This is a genomic window from Streptomyces amakusaensis (genome assembly GCF_039532665.1).
Classification (GTDB): Bacteria; Actinomycetota; Actinomycetes; order Streptomycetales; family Streptomycetaceae; genus Streptomyces; species Streptomyces amakusaensis.
Map to the genome: position 1 here is coordinate 107,783 of NZ_BAAASB010000001.1, position 14,588 is coordinate 122,370.

General features: G+C 72.3%; 11 protein-coding genes. 2 read left to right on the forward strand and 9 right to left on the reverse strand.

Features of this window, described 5'->3' with window-relative positions:
• Nucleotides 1-104: 104 nt before the first annotated feature.
• From ABD371_RS00465 to ABD371_RS00495, 7 genes are all read right to left on the reverse strand, one after another.
• Nucleotides 105-1,394, reverse strand: coding sequence for a cytochrome P450 family protein (locus ABD371_RS00465; RefSeq protein ID WP_344471366.1), 1,290 nt, complete (start codon nt 1,392-1,394; stop codon nt 105-107).
• 72 nt (nt 1,395-1,466) lie between these two features.
• Complete coding sequence (locus ABD371_RS00470) at nt 1,467-2,441, reverse strand: nucleoside triphosphate pyrophosphohydrolase (RefSeq protein ID WP_344471368.1); 975 nt, start codon at nt 2,439-2,441, stop codon at nt 1,467-1,469.
• A 269-nt stretch (nt 2,442-2,710) separates the two neighbouring features.
• The gene (locus tag ABD371_RS00475; protein WP_344471370.1) at nt 2,711-3,364 is read right to left on the reverse strand and encodes a SurA N-terminal domain-containing protein; all 654 of its coding nucleotides are present in this window, start codon (nt 3,362-3,364) and stop codon (nt 2,711-2,713) included.
• A 78-nt stretch (nt 3,365-3,442) separates the two neighbouring features.
• The gene (locus tag ABD371_RS00480) at nt 3,443-3,883 is read right to left on the reverse strand and encodes a GtrA family protein (RefSeq protein WP_190122278.1); all 441 of its coding nucleotides are present in this window, start codon (nt 3,881-3,883) and stop codon (nt 3,443-3,445) included.
• A gap of 126 nt (nt 3,884-4,009) precedes the next feature.
• A complete protein-coding gene (locus tag ABD371_RS00485; protein WP_344471373.1) occupies nt 4,010-5,512 on the reverse strand; it encodes a protein kinase domain-containing protein in 1,503 nt (500 codons plus the stop codon).
• The gene (locus ABD371_RS00490; protein ID WP_344471375.1) at nt 5,509-6,303 is read right to left on the reverse strand and encodes a hypothetical protein; all 795 of its coding nucleotides are present in this window, start codon (nt 6,301-6,303) and stop codon (nt 5,509-5,511) included. The genes ABD371_RS00485 and ABD371_RS00490 overlap by 4 nt, the downstream gene beginning before the upstream one ends.
• Before the next feature lie 159 nt (nt 6,304-6,462).
• Entirely contained in the window at nt 6,463-8,583 is a 2,121-nt protein-coding gene (locus tag ABD371_RS00495) for an N-6 DNA methylase (RefSeq protein ID WP_344471377.1), read from the reverse strand.
• Nucleotides 8,584-8,796: 213 nt separating this feature from the next.
• Between ABD371_RS00495 and ABD371_RS00500 the strand changes: the two genes are divergently transcribed.
• Both ABD371_RS00500 and ABD371_RS00505 read left to right on the forward strand, forming a co-directional pair.
• Nucleotides 8,797-9,633, forward strand: a complete 837-nt coding sequence (locus ABD371_RS00500) for a DUF4352 domain-containing protein (RefSeq protein WP_344471379.1) — start codon at nt 8,797-8,799, stop codon at nt 9,631-9,633.
• 203 nt (nt 9,634-9,836) lie between these two features.
• Nucleotides 9,837-9,986, forward strand: coding sequence for a hypothetical protein (locus tag ABD371_RS00505; RefSeq protein ID WP_344471381.1), 150 nt, complete (start codon nt 9,837-9,839; stop codon nt 9,984-9,986).
• 31 nt (nt 9,987-10,017) lie between these two features.
• Here the strand turns inward: ABD371_RS00505 and ABD371_RS00510 are convergent, their stop codons facing one another.
• A complete protein-coding gene (locus ABD371_RS00510) occupies nt 10,018-10,734 on the reverse strand; it encodes an HNH endonuclease family protein (protein ID WP_381735595.1) in 717 nt (238 codons plus the stop codon).
• A gap of 137 nt (nt 10,735-10,871) precedes the next feature.
• A complete protein-coding gene (mfd, locus tag ABD371_RS00515) occupies nt 10,872-14,402 on the reverse strand; it encodes a transcription-repair coupling factor (RefSeq protein ID WP_344471383.1) in 3,531 nt (1,176 codons plus the stop codon).
• Nucleotides 14,403-14,588 lie beyond the last annotated feature (186 nt).

The window sequence follows — 14,588 nt, forward strand, 5'->3', positions numbered from 1 at the left end:
TGAGACGGGGTGAACGTAGCCGCACTCGAACATGAGTCACAAGTCGATGCAGCGGAGATCACGCGAAAGTCACAATGATGACGGAGTGTCAGTTCAGTGCCGTTTCAACGGCTCCCGAACTCCACCGGCAGGGTGCGCAATCCACGCATAATCAGCCCGCCGCGCCACCTCAAATCGGCCGGATCGGCGGCCAGACGGAGGTCCGGCAACCTTCTGAGCAGGGTCGCGATGGCGGTTTGTCCCTCCAGCCTGGCGAGCGGCGCACCGAGGCAGTAGTGGATGCCGTGGCCGTATCCCAAGTGCTGATTGTCACGCCGGGAAAGGTCGAGAACGTCCGGTTCGTCAAACCGGTCGGGATCCCGGTCGGCGGCGGCCAGCACCACGAGCACGGGGTCGCCCGCCGCGATCCGCTCGCCGCCGATGACGAGATCCTCCGTGGCGAACCGCCAGGTGGCCACCTCCACCGGACCGTCGTGGCGCAGCAGTTCCTCGACACCGGTCTCCAGCAGTCCTGTCTCGCCCGCCGCCAGGGACGCCTGGAGGCGCTCCCGCTCCCCCGGATTGCGGAGCAGTGAGTAGACGCCGTTGCCGATGAGATTGACGGTGGTCTCGAAACCGGCGAAGAGAAGAATGAAGGCCATCGCGGCGGCCTCGTTCTCGGTGAGATGCTCGCCGTGGTCACTGGCCCGGATCAGCCCGGAGATCAGATCGTCTCCGAGGTTCTCGCGTTTGCGGTGAATCAGCTCGACGAGATAGCCGCGCATTTTCTTCACCGAGCGGGCCACACCGCCCCGGGGGCCGCCGCCGTGACGAATCATCATTCCCGCCCAGTCGCGGAAGTCGTCCTGGTCTTCGCGGGGAACGCCCAGCAGGTCACAGATGGCGTAAATGGGCAGCGGAAAAGCGAACTCATGGATCAGATCGGCCTCGCCCCGCTCCAGGAAACCGTCGATGAGCTGATCGGTCAGTTCTTGCACCCGGGGGGCGAATTCGGCCACCGTGCGCGGGGTGAAGGCCTTGGACACCAGCCGCCGCAGCCGGGTGTGGTCCGGCGGGTCGATATTGAGCAGATGAGTCATCAGCTCGGCCTTGCGCTCCCCCGGAATACCGGTTTTCCCCTTGGCGTGCGCGGGCTCGTCGTGGTGCGCCGGATTCTTCGACAGCCGCTGGTCGGCGAGGGCCTGCCGGGCGTCGGCGTAGCGGGTGACGAGCCAGGCCTCGACGCCGCTGGGGAGTTCGGTGCGATGGACCGGGGCGTGCTCGCGGAGCCAGGCGTAGGCCGGGTAGGGGTCGGTGGCGAACTCCCAGCTGAAGAGTTCGGGGACGGGTCCGGGGGCGGGGGCGGATCCGGGGGAGGAGGTGGGGGTGGTGCCGGGGGCGGGGGTGCTGCTCACTCCCCGACGGTATCCGCAGGGCGGGGCCCGGGCCCGCCCGGCCTCCGCCGGGCCGGGCGGGGTGTGTGTGTTCTACCGGGTCGGCTGTCCCTCGGCCGCCCGGATCGCGTCGCGGTAGGCGCGGCCGGCCGCGCGCAGCGCCGTCTCCGGGTCGGTGCCGGACTCCTCCGCGCGTACGGCGAGGGCGAGCAGCTCGTACCCGATGCCCTCACCGGCGGGCGGCGGGACCGTGAGGCCCGCCTTGCGCGCCCGGAAGGCGAGCTTGGCCGCCAGCGCCAGACCGGGCTGGCCCAGCGGGACGCCGTCGGTGACCGAGTCGCGGTCCTTCTCGGCGGCCTTCGTCCGCAGCCAGTGCGCCTGGACCTCCTCGGGGGTCTCGGCACGGGCGTCGCCGAAGACATGGGGGTGCCGGTGGATCAGCTTCTCCACGAGCGTCCCGGCCACGTCGTCCACGGAGAAGGGCTCCTCGCCGTCCTCCTCCGCGATCCGCGCGTGGAAGACGACCTGGAGGAGTACGTCCCCCAGCTCCTCGCGCAGTTCGTCGCGGTCGCCCTCCTCGATCGCCTCGACCAGTTCGTACGCCTCCTCGATGCCGTACTTGGCGAGGCCCTGGTGGGTCTGCTCGGAGGCCCAGGGGCACTCGGCGCGGATCCGGTCCATGATCTGTACGAGGTCGAGAAGCCGGGCTCCGGGGAGGTCGTACGAGCCGGGGAGCAGCTCCAGATCGGGCATGGACTCCCGGCCCGAGCCCGCGAGGCGGGCGAGGCCGTCGGTGAGCGCCCGGTCGCCCTCTCCGGCGGCGAGGACGACGACGGTCGCGCCCCGGGCGCAGGCGTCGACCAGCTCCCGGGCGGTGGGCGCGGCGATCTCGACCTCGACGCCCGCCTCCCGGAGGTAGGGCAGCTGGGGGTGGGCGGCGTCGGCGCACAGCACCCGCCCGGCCGTGCGCAGGGTCTGCCACGCGGGCCAGGACAGCAGTCCCGGGGCGACGCGGTGGCTGGCGGTGAGCAGGACGATGCGGCCGGTGGCGGGGTGTTCTGTGGTCACCCCTCGAACCTACCTCGCGCCCGGCCCCCGGAAGGCCGGGGAGGTGGGGGCGGCTGTGGCCCCCGGCCTGGACGACGGGCGGTCGTGAGGTGGGTTCGGGACGGCCGCTGGGGCCTGTCTGACGGATCAGGCTGGATCAGTGAGCGGGGTCTGGTGCGTGCGATCGCAAGGCGGAGGAAGGAGCCCACGCGGAGCGTAGGCGACTGACGACAACGCGGCGAGCGTGCGTGCCAGGCCCCGCGAGCCCAGCAAGATCCGTAAGAGACGGCCTAGGCGCCGCTCGGCTCGGCGGGCTGGGGCTGCTTGGTGACCTGGGTGATCCAGGGGGCCTTGTAGTCGCCGAGTTCGAGCTTCTGGTCGTTCCAGCTGCCGAAGCGGGGGTTGACGTCGATGTCGAGCGTCTTGGCGGCGGCGGTGAAGGCCGCGTTCAGCCGCTGCTGGCCGTCGGGGCTGCTGGCCGCCCCGATGGACTCGGCGAGCTTGCCGACGAGGATGTCCCGGCGGACCGCTTCGTCGACCTGGCCCGGGGCCACCCCGCGCTGCTGGAGATAGACCGCGGTGAGCTGCTGCTCGCCGCCCGCCTGCTGGGCGAGGACGACCCGGCCGTCCGCGACCTCCTTGCGGGTGGCGGCCACCCCGGCGTCGGCGGCGGCGCGCTCGATCACCCGGCCGACGATGAGGTCGTAGAGCTTGGCGCGGCTGAGCTGTCCGCTGTCCTTGATGAGCTGGGCCGCCTGCGGGGAGTCCTGCTGCGCGGCGCGGACGTCCTTCACCTTCGACTGGACGGCGGAGACCTCGATCCGCTCCCCGCCGACGACGGCGGCGGCACCGGGGTGCGCCTGGTTGCCGCAGGCGGTGAGCAGGGGCGCGGCGGCGAGCAGCGCGGCGGAGACGGTGATCACAGTGCGACGGCGGCGGTGCAAAGGAGCCTCCCGGCGTGATTGTGCTGCGCTTCACAAGCCTGCGGAGTTGATGTTAGGCAGTCCGGGCGGCGCGGGCCACTACTTCGCCGCCACTGATTCGGCCGATACCGGCTCCGCCCGCTCCGGCTCGGCGCTCCGCCGTCGGCCGGGCTCCGGCCGGAGCATGATCGTCCGGGAGAGGAGGAAGGTGATCGGGATCGCGGCGGCGGAGGCGATCAGCGGGGCGTAGCGGCTGCCGAGGCCGAGCACGTCCACCAGGAGGTAGACGCCGGCCGTGGTCACGGCGAAGTTGGCGGCGTTGGTGAGCGGGAAGAGCAGGAACTTCCGCCAGGTCGGACGGGTCCGATAGGTGAAGTACGAGGTCATGAAGAAGGAGCCGACCATGCTCAGCCCGAAGGCGGCGACATGCGCCGCCACATAGGGCAGCCAGTTCAGCAGAAGCAGGTACAGGCCGTAGTACGTTCCCGTGTTCACGGCTCCGACCAGGGCGAATCTCAGCAGCTGACCCCGGACTGTCATCGTCTTGCCAACTCCCCCGTGCGGTTTCCGTGTGTGTGCGTGTGCGGGACGGTCTCCAGCAGCGTGCCACACGCGCCGCCGCCGGGGTGCGGGCCGCGGTGATGCCGTGGTGATCACGGGCTGTGATCACGGGCTGTGGAACTGCCGCTGCCGCTCCAGCTGGCGGCGCACCTCGGCGGCGAGCGGGTGGTAGGGGCCGTACGCCCGCTCCGCGTCGTACAGCAGCGCCTGGTACTGCCGGCCGGCGGCGGCGTGGTCGCCGACGGCGAGGAGCAGCCCGGCGATCCGGCGGCGTACATCGAAGGCGCGGGCCGGGTCGGGGCCGCTCTCGTGGTACGGCAGCAGGGCGCGGTACTCGGCGAGCGCCTCGGCCGGCTCGCCGAGCTGTTCCAGGCACTGGGCCGCGTCGTAGCGGAACTGGAGCGTCTGCGGATCGCCGGGGCCGGCCTCCGCGGTCCGGTCGTCGGCGAGTCTGCGCAGCTCGGGCAGGGCCCGGCGGTACTGGCCGTCGTCCATCAGGGTGGTGGCGTACTGCTTGCGCAGGATTCTGACGACCGGGGAGTGCTCGCCGTGCTCGGCCGCGGCTGCGGGGAGTATGCCGCCGAGGATGTCCACGGCCTGGGTGACTCCGCCCTCGCCGAGCAGACGCTTGACCTCGTCGACGGCGGCGGCGACATCGAGGCGGGGGGTGGCCGGCGGCCGGGCGGGCGGGGGCGCGGCGGCGCGGTCGGGCCAGGGGGCGAAGGGCCGCAGAAAGGGCCGGGTGGGGTCGAGCGGTCCGCCTGCCGCGCCGCGCGCGGGCAGCATCGGGGTGAGCGCCTCGTACACCTCCTGCGCGTCGGCCGGGCGGTGCTGGGGGTCCTTGGCGAGCAGCCGGAGCACCAGCGCTTCCAGCGGCTCGGGTATCTCGGGGCGGAGTCTGCGGACCGGGAGCGGGGGTTCGTAGAGATGGCGGTGGAGGACGCCGAGGGCGGTGGAGCCGGCGAAGGGCACCGTGCCGCTGAGGAGTTCGTGCATCAGCACGCCGAGCGCGTAGAGGTCGGTGTACGGGCCGACCGCGCCGCCCATCGCCTGCTCGGGGGCCATGTAGGCGGGGCTGCCGATGGGCGAGCCGGTGTGGGTGAGACGGGTGGTGTCGGTGTCGATCACGGAGGCGACGCCGAGGTCGAGGACGACGACCGTGCCTTCGGGGGTGACCATCACATTGCGGGGCTTGAGGTCGCGGTGGACGATCGGGACGGCGTGCACGGCGGCGAGCACCGCGCAGAGCTGGGCGGCGACGGAGACCGCCCACTGCCAGGGGTAGGGCTCGTGCTCGGCGAGATGGTCGGCGAGGTCCGCGCCCTCGACGTACTGCATCACGAGATAGAGGTCGTCGCCGTCCTTGCCCGCGTCGTGGACGGTGACCAGCCCGGGGTGGGTGACCTGGGCGGTCACCCGGCATTCGCGGACGAAGCGGCGGCGGATCTCGTCGGCCCCGGTGGCGGCGGCCATCCGGTCGGGGCGCAGCAGCTTGACGGCGACGCGCCGGTCGAGCCGTCCGTCGTAGGCGGTCCACACCTGGCCCATGCCGCCCTGGCCTATGACGGTGGAGAGTTCGTATCTGTCCGCGATGACGCGTCCGTTCACCGCCCCTGCTCCTTGCGGAGGTAGTCGCTCAGCTCGTCGAGTTCGGCGCGGACCTGGTCGATCCGGGGGGTGCCCGCCACCGGCGGCGGGGTGGGCTGCCGCTGGGGAGGGGCGGTGTACGGGGAGGGGGCCGCCGGGATCGGGGGCGGTGTGGCGGCGGTGTACGGGGACGGGGCGGGGGGCGTGGGACGGGCCGGGGGCAGGACCGGGGGCCGGGGCGGCGGGCTCTCGGGGGCGGGCCGGTTCGGCGGGTAGCCGTAGGCGGGGGGCTGGGCGGGCGGATAGCCGTAGCCGGGAGCGGGGGCGGCCGGTCCCGGGGGCGGGTAGCCGTAGCCGGCGGGCGGGTGCGGCGGGGTGGACAGCCCGTGGATCGGGGCGGTCACGGAGTACGGCGAGGGCTGCCCTGCGGCCGCCGGAAACGGCCGCTGGTAGTGGCGGATGTCCGCCACCAGGTAGTGCACCGACACCCCGATCGCCAGGGCGATCATCGTCAGCGCGGCGACGATGTCGAGGGGCGTCATCTCGGCCGGCTCCCCGGACTTCGAGGGTTCGGAGGTGTTCTCCGACTCGCCCAGGACCACGATGATCGCGATCGCCATCACGAAGGTGATTCCGAACAGCACCCAGTCGAGCCGCCGCCCGCGCACGATCGCGAGCCTGAGCATGGCGGCCCAGGAGAGCATGCCGAAGCCGACCAGGGAGAGCGCCACGAAGACCACGCGGAACGTGATGAGAACCGCGGTGCCCGGTCGTCTGTCGGGGGGCTGCGGGGCATAGCCGGGGCCGTGCATTCCTGCTCCTGATGGCCTGGGGACGAGGCTGAGTAGGTGACGAGCGTATACACCGGCGGGGCCAAGGGCCCGTGGTCATAGGGGTCCGATGTCCGGCGTGGCATGTCCCGACTTCCGCCGAGCCGGGGCAGGTCGGCCCCGGCCCCGGCCCGGCGGGGCTCAGCCGGGGCGCACGGTGCCGTCCGCGAGGCCGTCGTAGAGGCCCTGCACCAGCTGCTCGCCGAGTCGGCCGGCGAGGCGCAGCGCGTCCTCGAAGGCGGCGAGTGTCCGGAAGTGCTCGCCGTAGCGGCGCTGTTCGGACGGCGGCAGCCGGGGCAGCTGCAGTCTGCGGACGTCGAGCCGGGTCGCGCTGGAGGCGTAGCTGCTGGCCTGGCGGGTGTTGGCGGTGCCGCGCAGGAATCCGGCGAGGAACCAGACGTCGAGCGCGGCCGGGTCGGGGCGCAGCAGATGGAGGTTGCGGCCGAGGACCGCGCCGGCGGTCGCCTCGTCGATGACGCGGACGACGGAGCCGCCGCCGAGCACGGGGACGACGGCATCGCCGGACTCGACGCGGACGAGTTCGTCCTCGGGTCCTTCGGCGGGGGCTCCGGAGGGGGCCGTGCCGGTGAGGACGTCCTGCTCGGTGAGGACGGCCCCGGGGCCGCTGTGGCCGCCGGCGGCCGGGTGGGCCGTGCCCGCGCGGATCAGCAGGGCGCCTGTCCTGGCCAGTTCACCGACGGTGGTGGCGGGCCAGGGCGCGGGCTGCGCGGGGGCGGGCGGCGGCGGGGTCAGCTCGCCGGCGAGCCGGATGGTGTCGGTGAGCCGCTCGCGGACCCGGAGGAGTTCGTCCGCGCCGACGGCGGAGTCCGGCGACGGGACATGGCGGGCGGGGGCGAGATCCACGTCGTCGTCGAGGAGTTCGAGCACGGGGACGGCGAGGGCGGGTCCGCGGCTCGTCCCTGTGCCGGGGCTGTCGCCGGGCCCGGTGTCCGGGTCGCCGGTCGGGGTGCCGCCCGTGTCGAAGGCGCGCCAGGCGTCGAGCACGGTCTGTTGGAGCGCGGGCCAGTCGAGCCGGTCCCGGCCGCCGGCCGCCGCGGCCAGCTCGGCGGTCTCCACCAGCAGCAGTTCGGGTGCCGGGGCCTGTCCCTGCTCGGGTTTGCGCAGGACCCAGAGGTGGAGCGGGATGCCGTACGGCGGGGCCGCGCCGGCGGGCAGGGCGATGACGGCCCGCAGCGCGCCCCGGCGGAGCAGTCCGGCGCGGACACGGCGGCCGGAGCGGCGGGATGCGGCGGCGGGCGGCATCAGCAGAACGGCGGTGCCGCCGGGGCGCAGCCGGGCGAGGGCGTGCTGCACCCAGGCCAGCTCGGATTCGGTGCGGGCGGGGAAGCCGTACTCCCAGCGGGGGTCGTAGGCGAGTTCGTCGTGGCCCCAGTTGCGCTCGTTGAAGGGCGGATGGCACAGGACGGCGTCGGCGGCCGTGCCGGGGAAGGCGTCGGCGCGCAGGGTGTCGCCGGAGCGGGCGCGGACGTCCGCGTCGGAGCGCAGCGCCAGGCGCAGCGCGGTGAGCGCGGTGAGGTCGGGGTCGGTGTCCTGGGCGTACAGCGCGGCGGGCCGGTCGACCGCGCCGAGCAGGGCCCCGGCCCCGGCGGCCGGATCGAGGACGGTCGCGCCCCCGTGGGGTGCGGCGAGCGCGGCCATGAGGGCGGCGGGTCCCGGCGGAGTGAGGGTGTACTGCCGGAGGTTGGCGTCGAGGAAGCGGCCGAGCAGGAACTCGAAGGTCTGGCGGGGGCCGAGTTCGGCGGCGAGTTCGGCGGCGGAGCGCAGTACGGCGGTGGAGCCGGGTGCCTTGGCGGCCGATCCGGGGGTGGCGCGGGGGAAAGCGGCGTGGAAGAGCCGCGCGCGGTCGTCGCCGAAGCGGGCGGCGAGCACCGCTTCCAGCGCGGTCGGCAGCAGCTGGGCCGTCTCCTCGTCGGGGGCCGCCGCCAGCTCCTGCCAGAGGGCGGGCCTCTCGCGCACGAGCAGCAGGACGCAGCCGGTGCGGATGAGCGCGGTCGCGGTGGTCGCGGGGTGGTCGGCGAGCTGCTGCCAGACGCGTTCGCGGAGTGGGACCTCGGCGAGTTTGCCCTGGTCGCGCAGCCACTGCTCGACCTTGGTGAGGGGGAAGGAGGGGCTGGTCTCGGTGCCGCCGACGGGTTTGGGGAAGTCGGGGTGCCTGCGCCGCCAGTTACTGACGGCGGCCCGTCCGACTCCTGCCAACCGGGCGATCCCGGCGGCGGTCACCTCGCTTGCGTTCTCCGGCATATGGCCGCCTCCGTCATCCGTCGCCGCTGGTCAGAATCCCTTTGTTGTGTCATCGAGCATACCCGTCACACATCGATCCACGACTTCACAGCACACGATTCACTCATTCTTGTGAACCGTGTTGACTCGGTTCACAGCCTCTGTTCTTATTGACCTGTCACCACGGGGGCTCCCCACAGGGCCCGATCACCCGCCATGTCCGGGAGGACACTCATGTCACACGCCGCGCCGCAGCCCCAGTACGACGGAAGCCAGCCCTACGGGCAGCACCCGCAGCAGTACGGACACCACGCCCCGGCCCCCCGGCCGATGCGCAACGGCCTCGGCACGGCCGCGCTGATCCTGGGCATCCTCGGCGTCATCACCGGCCCGATCCCCCTGATCTTCTGGCTGGGCGGCACCCTCGGCCTGATCGCCCTGATCCTCGGACTGGTCGGCCGGGGCCGGGTGAAGCGCGGCGAGGCGAACAACAAGGGAGTGACCACCATCGGCGCGATACTCGGACTCCTCGCGATGATCGGCGCGACCATCGGCGCGGTGATCACCTTCAAAGCCGTGGACGACGCGGTCAACGAACTGGACAACTCCATGAGCGCGAGCAAGGAGCCCGCGTCCGGCTCCGACGGCAAGGACAAGAAGAAGGGGAAGGGGAGCAAGTCCGGAGCCCTCACCGCCGGGGAGACCGCCGTCTACAAGAACGGCCTCAAAATCACCGTCTCCGCCGCGAAGAGCTACTCCCCCAGCGAGTACGCCGCCGGGCACACCGCCGGCAACAAGGCGTACGAGGTCTCCGTGACCCTGGAGAACACCGGCGGCGAGAAGTTCGAGACCGGCCTGCTGACGACCGACGGCCGGGCCGGCGCGGACGGCGTCACCGCCGAGCAGATCTTCGACGACAAGGTCGGCTCCGGCGTCACCGGCACCATTCTCCCCGGCAAGAAGTCCACCGGCCGGTACGCCTTCTCCGCCCCGGCCGGCACCAAGAGCCTCTCGGTCGAGGTCAGCCCGGGCATCCTGCTCGACGCGTCGGTGTGGGAGCTGTCGGTCTGACGACCGCGCCCGGCGAAGGACAGCGCCACCGCGAGGAAGTCCGGCGGGCGGTGACCGACCGAGGGGCCGGTGCACCGCGTCCGGGGCGACGCGAAGATCCTTGACGTCCAGGTCAGACCGGTTTTCCCGCTTGCGCCACCGTGCGGGCCCCACGGTCCGGCAGACCGCCCGTCGCTCAGTCCCCCCGTTCCATGGAGAATCCGATGCCCGTCAGAGCCCTCCTTCCGTCCCGCCGCCGCGAAAACGCGAAGGACGCCGAAGAGCCGAAGAGGGCGGCGGAGCCGGGGAAGAGCCCCGAGCGGATGGAAGCCGATCTGAAGCTGCCCGCCGGGGAAGCGACGCGGCGCGGCTGACCGCCGGCCGCCCGGCGGCGACCGCCGCCCGCTACTCGCACTGGGCGAGCATCGCCCTCTTGTCCGCCGGTGTCACCGGCAGCTCGTAGGCGAGTGCCACCTGAGAGATCCGCACCGCGTAGGAACAGCGGATCTTCTTGTTCGGCGGCAGCCAGGACGCCGGCCCCGAATCGCCCTTGGAGCTGTTGGACGGACCGTCCACCGGCAGCAGATTCAGCGGGTCGTTGGCGATCCGCCGCCGCTTCTCCGCGGACCAGCGAGCCGCACCCATCTGCCAGCTGTACGAGAGGGGAACGACATGATCTATCTGAACCGCGGCGGCCTTCCGCTTGCGCCACTTGATGGAGGTCCCGGTATAGGGGTCGTCCAGGGTCAGTGCGACGACCACGCAGTCGGAGCCGGAGCGGTAAGACAGCCCCCGGCCGTCCCGCGCGAGCAGGTCGTTGCGGGTGTCGCAGCCGTTGCGGGCCAGCGGCACCCCGTCGGCGGTGTCCATCCAGGCATGGCCGAAGCGGGAGCGCTCATACCCCGTCCTCGGTCCGCGTCCCTTGGTCGCCACCTTCTCGATCAGCCGGCGGGCGGCGGCCCGGTCCGTGCCGGAGGTCAGGGGCGCGAGCCCCGGACCGGTGCCCCTGGGGTTGGCGAGCGGGCTGGTGCCGGCCGAGGTGGAGCCCCCGGCCGAGGGGCCGTCGGTCTCGCATCCCACGAGAGCCGCCGCCGTGGTCAGTGCCAGCAGGCAGCCGATGATCGTACGGGGTCGTGGGATCCGGGCTTCGTTCACCTCCGCAGCCTACTGACCAGCGCTCAGAACAGCCGCCACCAGGGCTGATCGAGTACTTCTCCCCGGCCGTCGCGGCGGCCGGGGAGAGCCCGGCGGGCCGCCGGTCAGGATCCGAGGATCGTGGTCAGGAACTCCCCGGTCCAGCCGAGCAGCTCCCGCCCCACCACCGGCTTGCCGCCGATCTTCCCCGTGGTGGGGCGGGGCACCAGCACCTGCTTCGCGGCGGGCTTGATGACCGTGCGCGGGTGGAGCCGCTTGAGCCGCAGCTCCTGAGACTCGCGCAGCTCCACCGGAGCGAACCGGATATTGCTGCCCTGGAGCACGATCTCGCCGACCCCGCAGGCCCTGGCCAGCATCCGCAGCCCCGCCACCAGCAGCAGATTCTCCACCGGCTCCGGCAGCTTCCCGTAGCGGTCGACCAGCTCGTCGCGGACCGCCTTGATGTCCTCCTCGGTGTTCGCGGAGGCGATCGCCCGGTACGCCTGGAGCCGCAGCCGCTCGCCGGGGGCGTAGTCGTGCGGGACATGCGCGTCCACCGGAAGCTCGATCTTGACCTCCAGCGGCGCTTCCTCCTCCACCCCGCCCTCCAGCGAGGCCCGGTAGTCGGCGACCGCCTCGCCGACCATCCGGACGTACAGATCGAATCCGACGCCCGCGATATGGCCCGACTGCTCGCCGCCGAGGAGATTGCCCGCGCCCCGGATCTCCAGGTCCTTCATGGCGACGTACATGCCCGCGCCCATCTCGGTGTGCTGGGCGATCGTCGCGAGCCGCTCGTGCGCGGTCTCGGTGAGCGGCTTCTCCGGCGGGTAGAGGAAGTAGGCGTAGCCGCGCTCACGGCCACGGCCGACCCGGCCGCGCAGCTGGTGCAGCTGGGAGAGACCGAAGTTGTCGCCGCGCTCCACGATCAGCGTATTGGCGTTGGAGATGTCGATGCCGGACTCGACGATCGTCGTGGAGACCAGCACATCGAACTTCTTCTCCCAGAAGTCCACCACGACCTGTTCGAGCGCCGACTCCGACATCTGGCCGTGCGCGGTGGCGATCCTCGCCTCGGGGACGATCCCGCGCAGCCGGGCGGCGGCCCGGTCGATGGACTCGACCCGGTTGTGGATGTAGAAGACCTGGCCCTCACGGAGGAGTTCACGGCGGATGGCCGCGCCGATCTGCTTCTCCTCGTACGGTCCGACGAAGGTCAGCACCGGGTGGCGCTCCTCCGGCGGGGTGGTGATGGTGGACATCTCGCGGATGCCGGTCACCGCCATCTCCAGCGTCCGGGGGATGGGGGTGGCGGACATGGTCAGCACATCGACATTGGCGCGCAGCTTCTTCAGCTGCTCCTTGTGCTCGACGCCGAAGCGCTGCTCCTCGTCGACGATGACCAGGCCCAGGTCCTTGAACTTCGTCTCGGACGAGAAGAGCCGGTGGGTGCCGATGACGATGTCGACCGCGCCGTCCCGCAGCCCTTCGAGGGTCGCCTTCGACTCGGTGTCGGACTGGAAGCGGGAGAGTGCCCGCACTTTGACGGGGAACTGGGAGTACCGCTCGGAGAAGGTGCCGAAGTGCTGCTGCACCAGAAGGGTGGTGGGAACGAGGACGGCGACCTGCTTGCCGTCCTGGACCGCCTTGAAGGCGGCCCGCACCGCGATCTCGGTCTTGCCGTAGCCGACGTCGCCGCAGATCAGCCGGTCCATCGGGACCGTCTTCTCCATGTCCTCCTTGACCTCGGCGATCGTGGAGAGCTGGTCGGGCGTCTCCACGTAGGGGAAGGCGTCCTCCAGCTCGCGCTGCCAGGGGGTGTCCGGGCCGAAGGCGTGCCCGGGGGCGGCCATCCGGGCCGAGTACAGCTTGATCAGGTCGGCGGCGATCTCCTTGACCGCCTTCTTCGCGCGTGCCTTGGTCTTGGTCCAGTCCGCGCCGCCGAGCCGGTGCATCGTGGGGGCCTCGCCGCCCACGTACTTGGTGATCTGCTCCAGCTGGTCGGTGGGGATGTAGAGCCGGTCGCCGGGCTGGCCGCGCTTGGCCGGGGCGTACTCCACGACCAGATACTCGCGGGTCGCGCCCTGGACGGTGCGCTGCACCATCTCGACATAGCGGCCCACGCCGTGCTGCTCGTGGACGATGTAGTCGCCCGTCTCCAGGGTCAGCGGGTCGATCGTCTTGCGGCGGCGGGTCGGCATCCGCTGGCCGTCCTTGCCGGCCGCCTTCTGGCCGGAGAGGTCGGTCTCGGTGAGCACCGCGAGCCTGAGGCCGGGATCGATGAAGCCGAAGTCGATGGAGCCCCGGGAGACATGGACGACGGCCGGGTCGATGGCGGTGAGGCTGGGGGCGAGCCGGGCGGGTACGCCCTCGCCGCTGAGGACTTCGACGGTGCGGGCGGCCGGGCCCTGGGCCTCGGTGACGAAGACCGTGCGCCAGCCGTCGGCGAGCCAGCCCTTGGTGTCGGCGAGCGCCCGCGCCGTGTCGCCGCGGTAGGACTCGGGGGCGTGCATGCCCAGCTTGATCGTGTCGCCCGACAGCTCCTCGTCGGCGGCGAACGGGGAGATGGACCACCACATCATGTCCAGCTCACGGGCCCGGTCCCGGACGTCCGCGATCCCCCGCAGAGAGGCCGCGCCGACGTCGATGGGGGCCTCGCCGCCCCCCGCCGTCGCCGCCCAGGACGCGTGCAGGAACTCCTGGCTGGTCGCGACCAGGTCGGCCGCCCTGGTGCGCACCCGCTCCGGGTCGCAGACCACCGCCATCGAGCCCTTGGGCAGCACGTCCAGCAGCAGTTCCATCTCGTCCACCAGCACCGGAGCGAGGGATTCCATCCCCTCGACCGCGATCCCCTCGGCGATCTTGCCCAGGAGTTCGCCCAGCTCGGGATGGGCTTCGGCCAGCACCGCCGCCCGCCGCCTGACCTCGTCGGTGAGCAGCAGCTCCCGGCACGGCGGGGCCCACAGCCCGTGCTCGGCGACCTCCAGGGAACGCTGATCCGCGATCTTGAAGTAGCGGATCTCCTCGATGTCGTCGCCCCAGAACTCCACCCGCAGGGGGTGCTCCTCCGTCGGCGGGAAGACATCCAGGATCCCGCCGCGCACGGCGAACTCACCGCGCTTCTCGACCAGCTCCACCCGGGAGTAGGCGGCAGCCGCCAGCGCGTCCACGACCTCGTTGAGATCAGCCTGCTGCCCCGTGCGCAGCGCGACGGGCTCCAGTTCGCCCAAGCCCTTCACCTGCGGTTGCAGTACGGAGCGGATCGGCGCGACGACCACCGACACCGGCCCGGCCGCCGGATCGTCCGCCGAGGGGTGCGCCAGCCTGCGCAGCACCGCGAGCCGGCGGCCCACCGTGTCCGAGCGCGGCGAGAGCCGCTCGTGCGGCAGGGTCTCCCAGGAGGGGTACTCGACGATGCCCTCCTCGGGCAGCAGCGAGCGCAGCGCCGCCGCGAGATCCTCGGCCTCCCGCCCGGTCGCGGTCACCGCGAGCACCGGGCGTCCGCCGTCCCGCGCCAGCGCGGCGACCGCGAAGGGCCGCGCCGCGGGCGGCCCGACCAGATCCACATGGGCACGGCCCGCGCCCCGGGCGGCCCGCACCGCTTCGGCGAGCGCGGGGTCGTTGACGACGGCATCGAGCAGACCGTGCAGGCTCATGAAAGGGTTTCCCTCCCGGGAAGGCAGAGCGAGGGGCAACGCGAAGGGCCCGACACGTCTCACGGGCCGGGGTCCTCCAGCGTACGCCCGCCCCCGGACCCCCCGCCCGCCGAACCACACCCGCCGCACCCACCCGAGAAGCTCCGGGAAGCTCGTGGTGAGCTTCCCGGAGCCGGAGCCGGAGCC